The following is an 11,801-nucleotide window of genomic DNA, read 5'->3' on the forward strand; positions in this document are numbered from 1 at the left end:
CTCGGGCGCGCCTTTCTTTGCTTACTTTCTTTGGCAAGACAAAGAAAGTAAGTCAGCCCCGGCAGGGGATGAAACAAGGGATGCACCACCAACGCAATCAACGCAATCAACGCCAAACAACCAGTCTTCAACCCTCGATCACCCAAACACCACAACAGGCGACCCATCGCCGTTCCTTCAGGAGACAAAGACGTGATCATCTACGGTACAACCCTGCTGGCGCTCTGTCATATCGCCGGCCTCTTCCTGGGCGACCTGCTCGGCCAGGCCATCGGCGTGAAGGCCAACGTGGGCGGCGTGGGCATCGCCATGCTGCTGCTGATCTTCGCGCGGCTCTACCTGCACAAGCGCGGCCTGATGCCCGCCGCCACCGAGGCGGGCGTCTCGTTCTGGGGCGCAATGTACATCCCCGTGGTGGTGGCCATGGCAGCCACGCAGAACGTCGTCACGGCACTGCGCGGCGGCCCCGTTGCGTTGCTCGGTGCCATCGGCGCGGTGATCGTGTGCGGTGCGTGCATCGCGGTCATCAACCGCACGGGCAAGGCAGAAAACCGACAACCGCTGCCGCCACTGCCTGAATCCGAACAAGCCCGCGCCTAAGGAGCCGCACCATGCTGTCAATGCTAGAGAAAGTTCTGCAGCACAACGGGCTTGTCGCGGCGTTCGCGCTGGTCGGCATCGTCATGGGTCTGTCGATGTGGGCGTCCAAGAAGCTGACGTTCGGGCGCGTGCACGGCTCGGCCATCGCCATCATGATCGGGCTGGTGCTCGCCTATTGGGGCGGCATGCAGACCGGCGGCGAGCGTGGCCTGGCAGACCTGAAGCTGTTCGGCGGGATCGGTCTGATGGGCGGGGCCATGCTGCGCGATTTCGCCATCGTGGCGACGGCCTTTGAAGTGCAGGTGACCGAGGCACGCAAGGCCGGCATGATCGGCGCCATCTCGCTGCTGCTGGGAACGGTGCTGCCGTTCATCGTCGGCGCCTGCGTTGCCTACGCCTTCGGTTACACCGATCCGGTGAGCGTCACCACCATCGGCGCGGGTGCCGTCACGTACATCGTCGGACCGGTGACTGGTGCGGCGCTCGGGGCCACCTCCGATGTGATGGCGCTGTCGATTGCGACGGGCCTCGTCAAGGCGATCCTGGTGATGGTCGGCACGCCGTTCGCGGCCAAGGCGCTCGGCCTGAACAACCCGCGCGCGGCCATGGTGTTCGGCGGATTGGCGGGTACGGTCAGCGGGGTGTCGGCGGGCCTGGCCGCCACGGATCGGCGGCTGGTGCCGTACGGCTCGCTCGTGGCGACGTTCCATACGGGCCTCGGCTGCCTGCTCGGACCGTCGATCCTGTTCCTGGCCACCCAAGCGCTGCTGCGATGACAGCCACGCCGCTGCGCGCGCACGATCTGCTGTGGGTGTCTGAAACACCTACAGCGACGGATGGCGCGCCCTTGCCGGACTGGGCCATCACGGTATGCCGGCAAAGGGCGCCAGTCGTGGTGCGACGCGCACCGCGCGGCGCCGATGGTTCCGTGCCGGTCGGCCTGCGCGGTGGCGCACGGCATGAACGCTGCGCGGCGACGGCAGCTGCCAACAGCATCACGCGTGTCGTCTCGCCCGAGGCGCTGGCAACCGAAGCGGCCGCCATCGCACACGACGCGCCATTCGCGGCGCTGCGCACCTTGCGCGCGCTGGCACCAGGACTCAACGCACTCGGCTGGGCGTGGGGGCCGACGGGCGGCGCCGGCTTTGCGCTCGCCAGCGGGCTGCCTGTGCTGCATGCGCAGAGCGATCTCGACCTCGTTGTGCGCATGCCGCGTGCCCCGTCGACTGCGCAACGCGATCAGCTCGTCCGCCTGTTGAGCGATACCGAGTGCCGCGTCGATTTGCAGATCGACACCGGCTGCGGCGGCTTCGCGTTACGCGACTGGCTGGCGTCGCCGCATCAAACGTTGCTCAAGACCGACCACGGCCCCCGGCTCGTCGCAGACCCATGGAGCGACGCGGCATGAGCATCCTGTTCATGTTTCCCGGCCAGGGCAGCCAGCGCGCGGGCATGTTGCATGCGCTGCCTGATGACCCCGCTGTTGCGCAGACGTTGACCGAAGCTGGCGACGTGCTCGGCGTCGATCCGCTCACGCTCGATACCGCAGAGGCGTTGCGGTCGACGGTGGCCGTACAGCTTTGTCTCCTGATTGCCGGCGTGGCCGTGGCCCGCACGCTGACTCGACAGGACGCAGGACCGGACATGGTGGCGGGCCTGTCCATTGGCGCGTGGCCTGCGGCGGTTGTCGCCGGCGTGCTGGAGTTCAGCGATGCGCTGCGCCTGGTGCGCCTGCGGGCTCAGCTCATGGAAGACGCTTACCCCAGCGGTTACGGCATGGTCGCCATCATCGGCCTCGCCGAACCGGAGGTCAGCGGCATCGTTGCGCAAGTCAACGCCACCGCCACGCCGGCCTATGTCGCCAACGTGAATGCGGAACGGCAGATCGTCGTGGCCGGCAACGACGCAGCGCTCGCGCGGGTCGCCGAGCGTGCGCTGGCCCACGGCGCGTCGAAGGCGACGCGGTTGTGCATGGCGGTGCCGTCGCACTGCCCGTTGCTGGACGCGCAGGCCGCCGAGCTTGCGGCCGCCGCGGCAAAGGCCACCGCCCACGCGCCACAGATCACCTACGTCAGCAGCAGCCGCGCGCGTGCGCTGTTCCGCGCCAATCTCATCGTCGAAGATCTCGCCTGGAACATGGCGCGGCCGGTGTTGTGGCACGACACGCTACGGCATGCGCTGGAACGCGGCGCAAACATGGCGGTGGAGGTGCCGGGTGGCGGCGCTCTGGCGCGCCTGGCGCAGGGTGTGTTTGCCGCAGAGGCCGTGTTGGATGCGGGCGCCGGGCTGGATGCGGTGCGAGTGCGGATACGGCGAAAACGCCGCGGGGATGGCGTTTGAATGTCTGCCCGATGGACTTTTCAGCGGCATTCCGGCATCGTTGCGCGCCGGATTTCATCGCTCGTGAGAGGCCCCGAAGTGCGCGTCCTGCCCCTTGCCGCCATCGCCGCCTTGTTCGCCTCCTCCGCATTGGCGGCCAGCACGCAAACCGCCGAAGACGAACTCGCAAGCTGGCACTACGTCGCACACTCATTGACGTATGGCGGCTATGAAACCGAAGGCCTGAGCTTTTACGCCAACTGCGAGTTCAAGCGGCTCTACGTTGCGGTATCCATGCGTGCGCAACCGCGGCAAAACGGTACGGCCCTCCGCATCCAATTCGCTTCCGGCCCTCTTCGTTTAGCGATCCCGGCGCGCCTGCAAGTGTCCGACATGGAAGCGTATGCCGTGGGTGACGTGAAGTCGCGCGCGCGCTTCTACGCGTTGTTCCATACAGGCAAGCCGATCACGGTCAAAGTGGCCGGCGCCAACCCGCAGCTTCTGCAGCTCTCAGCGCGAAACGCCGACACCGGCGCCCGCCAGCTTGAAGCGGTTTGCCCGGTGGCGCACCAAACAGGTCAACAAAAAACGGGGCGCATGGCCCCGTTTCTTCTTGCTCATCGCCCGCTAGACGATTTCCCGCGTTTCCATGAACTGGATGTCCGGAAAGCGCTCCTGCGTCAGGCGCAGGTTCACCTGGCTCGGCGCCAGGTACACGTAGTCGCCAGCGCCGTCGAGCGCCACGTTGTGGCCGGCCTTGTCGATGAGCTTTTCAATGTCTTCCGGCTTGCCCCTGAGCCAGCGGGCGGTGGCGCATTCGTGCGGCTCGAAAATCGCATCGACGCCGTACTCGTGCTCCAGGCGGTGCGCCACCACGTCGAACTGCAGGATGCCGACCGCGCCCAGCACGAGGTCGTTGGATGCCAGCGGTCGGAACATCTGCGTGGCGCCTTCTTCGGCCAGCTGCTGCAGCCCCTTCTGCAATTGCTTCAGGCGCAGCGGGTTGTTCAGGCGCGCGCGACGGAAGAACTCCGGCGCAAACGACGGGATGCCCGTGAACTTGAGCGGCTCGCCTTCGGTAAACGCATCGCCCAGGCGGATCGTGCCGTGGTTCGGCACGCCGATGATGTCGCCGGCAAAGGCCTCTTCCGTGGTGTTGCGGTCCTGCGCCATGAACGTGATGGCGTTGTTGATGGCGACCGTCTTGCCGGTCGACACCTGCAGCAGCTTCATGCCGCGCTCGAAGCGGCCCGAACACACGCGCACGAAGGCGATGCGGTCGCGGTGCTTCGGGTCCATGTTGGCCTGGATCTTGAAGACGAAGCCGGTGAACTTCTCTTCCATCGGCTTGACTTCGCGCGTTTCGGTGGGCCGTGGCAGCGGCTCGGGGGACTGATCGACCAGCGCATCGAGCAGCGACTGCACGCCGAAGTTGTTCACCGCCGAACCGAAATACACCGGGCACTGCTTGCCGGCCAGGAACGCCTCTTTGTCGAACGTGTGCGAGGCGCCGCGCACGAGTTCGATGTCGATGCGCAGCTCCTCGGCCTGCGCGCCCAGCACGCGGTCGAGCTCGGGGTTGTCCAAGCCCTGGATCAGGCCGGCGGTGGCGCCCTTCTCGCTGTCGGCGTTGGGGTCGAACAGCTGCACCGTATCGTTCACGAGGTGGTACACCCCTTTGAACGATTTACCCATGCCGATCGGCCACGTCATCGGCGCGCACTGGATCTGCAGCACGCTTTCGATTTCATCGAGCAGTTCGATGGGCGCGCGGCCTTCGCGGTCGAGCTTGTTGATGAACGTAAGGATGGGCGTGCTGCGCAGGCGGCAGACGTTGAGCAGCTTGATGGTCTGCGCTTCCACGCCGTTGACGGAGTCGATCACCATCACGGCGGAGTCGACGGCCGTGAGCGTGCGGTACGTGTCTTCCGAGAAGTCTTCGTGGCCCGGTGTGTCGAGCAGGTTGACGATGTAGTCGCCGCCGTCGTTCCGGTACGGGAATTGCATCACCGAGGACGTGACGGAGATGCCGCGCTGCTTTTCCATCTCCATCCAGTCGGACGTGGCGTGACGGTTGGCCTTGCGTGCGCGGACGGCGCCGGCCATCTGGATGGCGCCGCCGAACCACAGCAGTTTTTCCGTCAGCGTGGTTTTACCCGCATCCGGGTGGGCAATGATGGCGAACGTCCGGCGGCGCCGGATCTCCTGCTGCAGCGTACTCACGGGCAAAAAACCGAAAGGGAGGGGGTGAACAATGCGGATGAATGCGCACCTGGCAGGTGCGCGGGCCGGCGGGTCATCCCGCCGGCCGATGGAATGCCGGGTTCGGGTGGGCGAGCCAGGGCAGCCGAGATTGTACGCGATCGGCGTAGTTGCTTAGGATCAACTGACCCGGGCGGCAAGAGAGGGAAACTCCGGAGGAACCGTCACCCGATGGGTGGAGACCAACCGCTTGTCGGAATACTCCGACAACCCTTTCGGAGATGGCGTTATCGAAGTTGTCATGAAGCTCCCGTATTGTGGAGCCCGTCGCAAAAACGGCGCCCATGCGTGGTGCCGGCGATGCTGAAAGACATCAAGAAGGAGTCTAATCGTGCGTAGTCGAACCCCTGTCGATCCGGCAGTGCAACGCATCATCGAGACCACGCGCAAGGCGTGGGAACTCGACGAGCAAAGCGTGCGCGCGGCGCGTCAGCAACGCGCCGCCAATCGCCGCAAGCGGATCAAGGCCCTGCCGCAGCACAGCCTGCAGGCACTCGCCGCACTGGCCCTGCAAGCTGAAATCTGGGCCGCGCGGAAAACCGTGGTGACGGTCGGTTAGTTGCGCAGTTCCTCACCGTGTCGAGGGCCACAGAAGTGGCCCTTTTCTTTTGCACGGCGTTCTTTGTGACGCTCCGGCAGGGCATGGCGGTTGCTTCGTGTTGGCTGAGGAATTCCACGCCGATGCACTTTACGGAGGCCCGCATGACCGAACTGAACCCCACCCCCACGTCAAGCAACGGCACGAACGGTTCCACCGTCACGACGCTCCATCCGCAGATCGATCAGACCGCCCAGCGCGTCAAGGATGCCACCGCCGACGGCATCGACCGGCTTGCCGGCGTCATCTCCAGCGCACTGGCGCAGTTCGACCGGCGCACGGAGCAGTTGAAGAACCTGCACGCCAACGTGTCGCAACAGGCCAGTGGCTCGGTGCGCGAGCACCCCGTCATCACGATCGGCCTGGCCTTCGTGGCCGGCATGCTGCTGGAGCAGCTGACGCGCGACTGAGTCAGCGGCTGTCGCGCGACAGGCTGGCCGCCAGCGTGGGGTTGAGCAGCGCCGCCTGCGCTGCGCGGCCGGCCTGCTCGTGCTGGCGGCTGCCGAACTGCAGCGCGTATTGGCGCGTGATGAGCGCCCCGAAGAAGAAGATCTGGGCCGAATAGTAGATCCACAGCATCAGCGCCACGACCGAGCCCGCCGCGCCATACGAAGACGCCACCGCGCTGTTGCCGAGATACAGCCCGATCAGGTGCTTGCCAAGCGTGAAGAGCAGCGCCGTCACGACCGCGCCCAGCGCCACATCGCGCCAGGCCACCCGAGTCTCGGGCAGCATCTTGAAGATGGTGCCGAATAGCAGCGACACCACCGCAAACGAAAATGCGGACGACAGGATTTCGGCCACCACGGCAAAGGCGCCCGAGCCTGACCACAGCGCCCCCCAGAAGCGCTCCACCACCGCCAGGGCGGCGTTGATGATGAGCGACACGAGCAGCAGGAAGGCGAGAACCAGGATCAGGCTGAACGAGAGCAGCCGTGAGCGCAGGACGCCCCACAGCCCCGACTGCTGGCGCGGGGGCACATCCCAGAGTTCGTCGAGGCTGTCCTTGAGTTCGGAGAAGGCGGTCGTGGCGCCAACCATGAGCAAGGCGACTGCTGTGACGGCCGCGAAGACACCATTGCCGGACCGCTTCGTGGCCGCGAGCACGGCCTCGACTGCGGCCGCCCCCTGTGCGCCGACGAGACCCTCGATCTGGCCGAAGATCTCGCCGCGCGCGGCCTGTTCGCCGAAGAACAGGCCGGCAATCGAAATGACCAGCACAAGCACGGGCGCCATCGAGAACAGGGTGTAGAACGACAGCGCCGCGCCCTTGCTGGCCGCGCGGTGGGTGGACCACTGGCGCACCGCGCCGAGCAGCACCTGCGCAGCGCGCTTGAGCACGTCCCGGTTGAGGCAGGCAGCCAGGCGCATGGATTCCTCGCAACGTGGCGCGGCCATCCGCGCCCGACCTTGAGCGTAGTCACGGCGCGGCGCACGCGCAAGCGTGGCGGCCGCGCGTGAAACCGGCGCGGGGCCTCAATCTGCGCGGCCCCCGAGCAGGCGGCTGATCAGGAAGCCGGCCCCGAACGCCAGGCCGATCGTGGCCAGCGGATGGGTGCGCATGCATTCGGCGGCATCCCGCATGAGCTGCTGTTGCGATGCTCGCCACTGCTCGCGCCGTGCGGCCGCCTCGTCGAGTGCGGTCGCGGCCGCGTCGGCGGTACGGTCGATCGCCTCGGCGGTGGTCGCCTTGACGCGCTGCGCGGCTTGCGCCACGTCATCGCGAATCAGGTTGCCGTGCCCGTCGGATTTCGGGAACGGATTGGTCTCGGATGGTTCCATCGTGCGGCGCTCCTGTGTGGGGGATCTGGACTCGGGCGAGCACGACGTCATCCTCGTCCCGCCACCAGGCCCCAGATGAGGCTGACGACGAACAGCACCACGAAGATCATGAACAGAATCTTGGCAATGCTGGCGGCGCCTGCGGCGATACCGCCGAAACCAAGCACGGCCGCGATCAGTGCGATGATGAAAAAGACGACTGCATAACGCAGCATGGCAACCTCCTTGTGTGGTGGAGTGGGCTTGCCGCCGTAGGGCGGATACCCACGGTCAGCAAGCCGCGTACCGCACCACGTGCAGGTGTCATGCCTCCGTGGCATGCGTGCGGCCAGAGCCGCTGCTGTCGTCGCCGCTCTCGGCACCCGTGCTGCCGTATTCCTCGAGGCGGTTGTAGAGCGTCTTGAGGCTGATGCCGAGCAGTTCCGCGGCGCGTTTTTTCACACCGCCGCATTGCTCCAGCGTGGCAAGGATGAGCTTCTTGTCGGCGCTGGCGAGCGACGTACCCACCGAGATCGTCAGCGTGGAGCCCGATGAGGGCTGCGTACTCGACACCTGCAAGGGCACGTTGGCCGTGTCGATGCCCGCATCGTCGGAGAGGATGTAGGCACGCTGCACATAGTTGCGCAGCTCGCGCACGTTGCCCGGCCAGTTGTACGCGCGCAGCGTTTCGAGCGCAGATGGCAGGAACGTCTTCTTGGTGTTGTTCTGCGCGTTGAGCTGGTCGAGAAAATGCTGCGCGAGCAGCTCCACGTCCTTGCCGCGCTCACGCAGCGGCGGCAGTTGCAGCGGGAACACGTTCAGCCGGTGGTACAGGTCGGCGCGCAGCTTGCCGTCGGCCACGGCTTCTTCGGGGTCGCGGTTGGTGGCGGCAATCACGCGCACGTCGGAATCGATCTCGCGGTTGGTGCCCACGCGCATGAACACGCCGGTTTCCAGCACGCGCAGCAGCTTGACCTGCAGCTCGATCGGCATCTCGGTGATTTCATCGAGGAACAGCGTGCCGCCGTTCGCGCGCTCGAAGTAGCCCTTGTGCTGGCGGTCTGCGCCGGTAAAACTGCCGCGCTCGTGCCCGAACATTTCCGATTCGATCAGGTTCGGCGAGATCGCCCCGCAGTTGACCGGCAGGAACGGTTGCTTGCGGCGCAGGCTCAGGTCATGGATCGTCTGCGCGGCCAGTTCCTTGCCGGTGCCCGATTCGCCGATGAGCAGCACGGTCGCCTCGGTCGGCGCTACGCGGCTGACCTGGTCGTACAGCGTCTGCATGACCGGCGAGTTGCCGAGCATCTGGCCGAACAGGCCGAGCCGGCGCAGCTCGCCGCGCAGGTTGCCGATCTCGGCCTTCAGGTCGCCCGGGCGCGGGATGCGTGCGAGCACCGATTTCAGACGTTGGAAATTGACGGGCTTGACCAGGTAATCGGCAGCGCCCATGCGCAGCGCCTCGACGGCGGTTTCCACGCTGGCGTGCCCCGTCATGACGATGATCTCGGTGCCCGAGTGCGGTGGAATGTCTTCCATCAGGTCCATGCCGTTGCCATCGGGCAGGACAAGATCGATGAGCACCGCATCGGGGCTGTGACGCGACATCTGAATGCGCGCATCGCGCAGCGACCCGGCCAGCGCGGTCGTGAAGCCTTCGGCGCCCACCAGTTCACCGAGCGCGGCGCGTGCGTTGGCATCGTCTTCGACAATCAGGATATGTGGCATCTCGATTCGATTGAGTGAGCCGGCAGGGGCCGGCAGTCAGTGCGCACCCGACATGCATGCGCAAACGGACCTGTGCTGCAAGAAGCATTCCATCCGGGCCCATCCCGACCGCGGCGTGCCCCGCCACCGCCGGGGGCGGCAGTCGGGCATTTTTTACACGCGGCAATGCAAGTTAAGGACCTGATGCGTCACGCGGGGGCCCCGCGGACAAGGCAGTGCAGTCAGCATAGTTGAGAAGGCCGACGCTTCGCCACCCATCCAGCCAAATGGACAGGCTACGCCGCGCCAAAAGGCGGAAGCGGGGCGCCGTCTGGGTTTCAGGCCCGTTTCTTGTCAGCGTTTGACCGACAGGATAACGAAAACGTCAGCGCCTGCCCGACATACAACGCACTCGGCGCGCCCTGATAATAATTTCACTTTTCGACACGATGTGACGGGATGACGACGTACCAAGACTTCCAGAGGCCGCATCGCTGACGCGGCCCTTGCCGGGACGTCCCCGTCGCGACCGACCACGAGGGAGCCATGTCCTTGAGCGAAGCCTTCGCCGACGATCGCGCAGTCACCACAGGGCGCATGCCCTGCCCGCCCACCTTGGCCGACTTTGACGACACCGAGCCCGTGTCGGCCGAAACCCCATCCCCTGCTCCACCCGTTGCCGCACCCGATTTCGGCCACCTGTACGGCCGGTCGCCGGTCATGCGTGCCCTGTACAAGCAGATCGGCAAGGTGTCGACCACGCTGGCCACGGTACTGATCATGGGCGAATCGGGAACGGGCAAGGAGTTGATCGCGCGCACCGTGCACGACATGAGCCCGCGCGCCGACCAGGCCTTCATCGCGGTCAACTGCGGCGCCATTTCGCCGAACCTGATCGAATCGGAACTGTTCGGCCACGAAAAGGGCAGCTTCACGGGCGCGACGCAGCGCCACATCGGCTATTTTGAGCACGCGTGCGGCGGCACGATCTTCCTCGATGAGATCACCGAGATGCCGGTGGACATGCAGGTCAAGCTGCTGCGTGTGCTGGAAACCGGCGTGTTCATGCGCGTGGGTGGCACCGAGCCCATCCAGACGCGCGCCCGCATCATCGCGGCCACGAACCGCAACCTGCACGAAGCGGTGGCCGAAGGCGCCTTCCGCGAAGACCTGATGTACCGCCTGGCCGTCGTGCCGCTGCAGGTGCCGCCGCTGCGCGATCGCGGCGACGACATCGAAGAACTGGCGCTGCACTTCCTCGCCCAGTTCAACGCCGCGCACCAGACCGACAAGGTGTTCTCACGCGCCTCGCTGGCGGCGCTGCGCAGCCATACGTGGCCGGGCAACGTGCGCGAACTGCGCAATGCCGTGCAGCGCGGCTACATCCTCGGCGAGAAGACGGTCGAACTCGCGACGCCGCTGACGCCCGCACGCGGCCCTGCCAGGCCGACAGTGAAGGAAGGCGTGCTGAGTCTCTCAGTAGGCGTCACGCTGGCCGATGCACAGCGCGCGATGATCCTCGCCACGCTCGAGCACTTCCAGGGCGACAAGCGCCAGGCTGCCAAGGCCCTCGGCGTGAGCCTGAAGACGCTGTACAACCGGCTCGATCTCTACCAAAGCACCGGGGCCGCCGCGATGGCGGCATGACGGCGCTGCGTTTTCCCTTCCTGGTGTTGCCTGACGCATCCGCGCTCGCGTCTTAGCGCGGATGCGCCTGCGTGCGCTCGCCCGGATGCTCGTGGCGCCGGCGCTCATGCGGCGGCCGGGCCGGCCGGCGTGGTGCGGTGTCCGTCTCGGCCCGGGTGCGCGGGCTCGTGCGGAGGGCGGCAGTGGTGGACATCGGCATAGCGGGCTCCCTCGTCGGTGTGTGCGTCACTGGCCTTGCTTCGAGCTGCCGGGCTGCGAGTTGCCAGTCGTCGTCGCGGCGTCGTTACCACCGGACTGCACGCCCGAATGCGACATGTCTCCGGCGCTGTTCGTGCCGCCCGGCACGGTCGACTTCGACTTCTTGTGCTGACGATGCTGCTTGTGCATGGGCTTCGTGGAGTCGCTGCTGCCGGCGGCCGCGGCAGCGTCGTTGGCGGGCATCGGCGTATTGGCGGTGCGGTCTGCCGTCGAGGACGGCGGATCGGTGCGCTTGCCCGGCGCCTTGGTCGGGTTGCTGGATTCCTGGTTGTCGACGGGCGCGGTGGTGGTCTGCGCCATGGCGGCGGTCATGCCGAGGCTCAGCAGGGCGCTGGCGAGCGCCGCAGTCAGGTAGCGAATTCGCATGGTGATGTCTCCAAGGATGTGGGCAGGGGTAATGCGGTGCAGGTATGTCATGCAGACGCGCCGCAGCGCATCTTCGACACCGTTGGTGGCAGCAACGCATGTACCCGCGCTGCCACGTCCGCACGGCGCCGCCACGCGTCGCCCGGCACTGGGCACTGTCACGTACGGGCAACACGGTGCATATAAAAAGGAACACGACCATGTAGAAACGGCGTGCCAGCGCCCCGCAAAGCCTTGTCAGAACTCGGTTTGCCGGCATGGCATACCCTTTGCATGAGTGCGGTGA

The 11,801-nt window shown here is 66.1% G+C and carries 13 protein-coding genes; 7 read left to right on the forward strand and 6 right to left on the reverse strand.

Going from position 1 to position 11,801, the window contains the following annotated elements:
- Positions 1-192: 192 nt before the first annotated feature.
- Genes madL through mdcH form a run of 4 tightly spaced genes read left to right on the forward strand, consistent with a single transcriptional unit; the run spans position 193 to position 2,940 of the window.
- On the forward strand, positions 193-600 hold the full coding sequence (gene madL, locus A6M56_RS21905) for a malonate transporter subunit MadL (protein ID WP_027679642.1): 408 nt from the start codon (positions 193-195) through the stop codon (positions 598-600).
- 11 nt (positions 601-611) lie between these two features.
- Positions 612-1,376: a malonate transporter subunit MadM gene (madM, locus tag A6M56_RS21910; RefSeq protein WP_045219146.1), complete on the forward strand. Its 765-nt coding sequence runs from the start codon at positions 612-614 to the stop codon at positions 1,374-1,376.
- Entirely contained in the window at positions 1,373-2,008 is a 636-nt protein-coding gene (locus A6M56_RS21915) for a malonate decarboxylase holo-ACP synthase (RefSeq protein WP_102079184.1), read from the forward strand. The genes madM and A6M56_RS21915 overlap by 4 nt, the downstream gene beginning before the upstream one ends.
- Positions 2,005-2,940, forward strand: coding sequence for a malonate decarboxylase subunit epsilon (mdcH, locus tag A6M56_RS21920; RefSeq protein WP_286758437.1), 936 nt, complete (start codon positions 2,005-2,007; stop codon positions 2,938-2,940). The genes A6M56_RS21915 and mdcH overlap by 4 nt, the downstream gene beginning before the upstream one ends.
- Before the next feature lie 606 nt (positions 2,941-3,546).
- Here mdcH and A6M56_RS21925 read toward each other — a convergent pair.
- A complete protein-coding gene (locus A6M56_RS21925; RefSeq protein WP_045219138.1) occupies positions 3,547-5,142 on the reverse strand; it encodes a peptide chain release factor 3 in 1,596 nt (531 codons plus the stop codon).
- Positions 5,143-5,512: 370 nt separating this feature from the next.
- On the opposite strand from A6M56_RS21925, the gene A6M56_RS21930 reads away from it, so the two are divergent.
- Together A6M56_RS21930 and A6M56_RS21935 are read left to right on the forward strand one after the other, a co-directional pair.
- On the forward strand, positions 5,513-5,740 hold the full coding sequence (locus A6M56_RS21930) for a hypothetical protein (protein WP_045219136.1): 228 nt from the start codon (positions 5,513-5,515) through the stop codon (positions 5,738-5,740).
- A gap of 143 nt (positions 5,741-5,883) precedes the next feature.
- Positions 5,884-6,189, forward strand: a complete 306-nt coding sequence (locus A6M56_RS21935) for a hypothetical protein (RefSeq protein ID WP_045220358.1) — start codon at positions 5,884-5,886, stop codon at positions 6,187-6,189.
- A gap of 1 nt (position 6,190) precedes the next feature.
- On the opposite strand, the gene A6M56_RS21940 is transcribed toward A6M56_RS21935, so the two are convergent.
- From A6M56_RS21940 to A6M56_RS21955, 4 genes are all read right to left on the reverse strand, one after another.
- Positions 6,191-7,150: a YihY/virulence factor BrkB family protein gene (locus tag A6M56_RS21940; RefSeq protein ID WP_045219134.1), complete on the reverse strand. Its 960-nt coding sequence runs from the start codon at positions 7,148-7,150 to the stop codon at positions 6,191-6,193.
- Between the two features lie 105 nt (positions 7,151-7,255).
- Complete coding sequence (locus A6M56_RS21945) at positions 7,256-7,561, reverse strand: membrane protein (protein ID WP_045219132.1); 306 nt, start codon at positions 7,559-7,561, stop codon at positions 7,256-7,258.
- Between the two features lie 47 nt (positions 7,562-7,608).
- Positions 7,609-7,776, reverse strand: a complete 168-nt coding sequence (locus A6M56_RS21950) for a DUF1328 domain-containing protein (RefSeq protein ID WP_004632450.1) — start codon at positions 7,774-7,776, stop codon at positions 7,609-7,611.
- An 88-nt stretch (positions 7,777-7,864) separates the two neighbouring features.
- Positions 7,865-9,265, reverse strand: a complete 1,401-nt coding sequence (locus A6M56_RS21955) for a sigma-54-dependent transcriptional regulator (protein WP_045219130.1) — start codon at positions 9,263-9,265, stop codon at positions 7,865-7,867.
- A 525-nt stretch (positions 9,266-9,790) separates the two neighbouring features.
- Between A6M56_RS21955 and A6M56_RS21960 the strand changes: the two genes are divergently transcribed.
- Positions 9,791-10,891, forward strand: a complete 1,101-nt coding sequence (locus tag A6M56_RS21960) for a sigma-54 interaction domain-containing protein (RefSeq protein WP_062738587.1) — start codon at positions 9,791-9,793, stop codon at positions 10,889-10,891.
- Between the two features lie 225 nt (positions 10,892-11,116).
- On the opposite strand, the gene A6M56_RS21965 is transcribed toward A6M56_RS21960, so the two are convergent.
- Positions 11,117-11,515 carry a hypothetical protein gene (locus A6M56_RS21965; protein WP_102079186.1) on the reverse strand — a complete coding sequence of 133 codons (399 nt, stop codon included), beginning with the start codon at positions 11,513-11,515 and terminating at the stop codon, positions 11,117-11,119.
- Between the last annotated feature and the right edge of the window lie 286 nt (positions 11,516-11,801).

This window comes from Ralstonia sp. RL (assembly GCF_001683835.1).
GTDB lineage: Bacteria > Pseudomonadota > Gammaproteobacteria > Burkholderiales > Burkholderiaceae > Ralstonia > Ralstonia mannitolilytica.

What these genes read in the sequence shown, in the direction of transcription:
- A6M56_RS21950 (WP_004632450.1), bottom strand. Translation starts at nt 7,776, where the DNA reads ATGCTGCGTTATGCAGTCGTCTTTTTCATCATCGCACTGATCGCGGCC.
- A6M56_RS21940 (WP_045219134.1), bottom strand. Translation starts at nt 7,150, where the DNA reads ATGCGCCTGGCTGCCTGCCTCAACCGGGACGTGCTCAAGCGCGCTGCG.
- A6M56_RS21915 (WP_102079184.1), top strand. Translation starts at nt 1,373, where the DNA reads ATGACAGCCACGCCGCTGCGCGCGCACGATCTGCTGTGGGTGTCTGAA.
- A6M56_RS21935 (WP_045220358.1), top strand. Translation starts at nt 5,884, where the DNA reads ATGACCGAACTGAACCCCACCCCCACGTCAAGCAACGGCACGAACGGT.
- A6M56_RS21965 (WP_102079186.1), bottom strand. Translation starts at nt 11,515, where the DNA reads ATGCGAATTCGCTACCTGACTGCGGCGCTCGCCAGCGCCCTGCTGAGC.
- A6M56_RS21955 (WP_045219130.1), bottom strand. Translation starts at nt 9,265, where the DNA reads ATGCCACATATCCTGATTGTCGAAGACGATGCCAACGCACGCGCCGCG.
- madM (WP_045219146.1), top strand. Translation starts at nt 612, where the DNA reads ATGCTGTCAATGCTAGAGAAAGTTCTGCAGCACAACGGGCTTGTCGCG.
- mdcH (WP_286758437.1), top strand. Translation starts at nt 2,005, where the DNA reads ATGAGCATCCTGTTCATGTTTCCCGGCCAGGGCAGCCAGCGCGCGGGC.
- A6M56_RS21960 (WP_062738587.1), top strand. Translation starts at nt 9,791, where the DNA reads ATGTCCTTGAGCGAAGCCTTCGCCGACGATCGCGCAGTCACCACAGGG.
- A6M56_RS21945 (WP_045219132.1), bottom strand. Translation starts at nt 7,561, where the DNA reads ATGGAACCATCCGAGACCAATCCGTTCCCGAAATCCGACGGGCACGGC.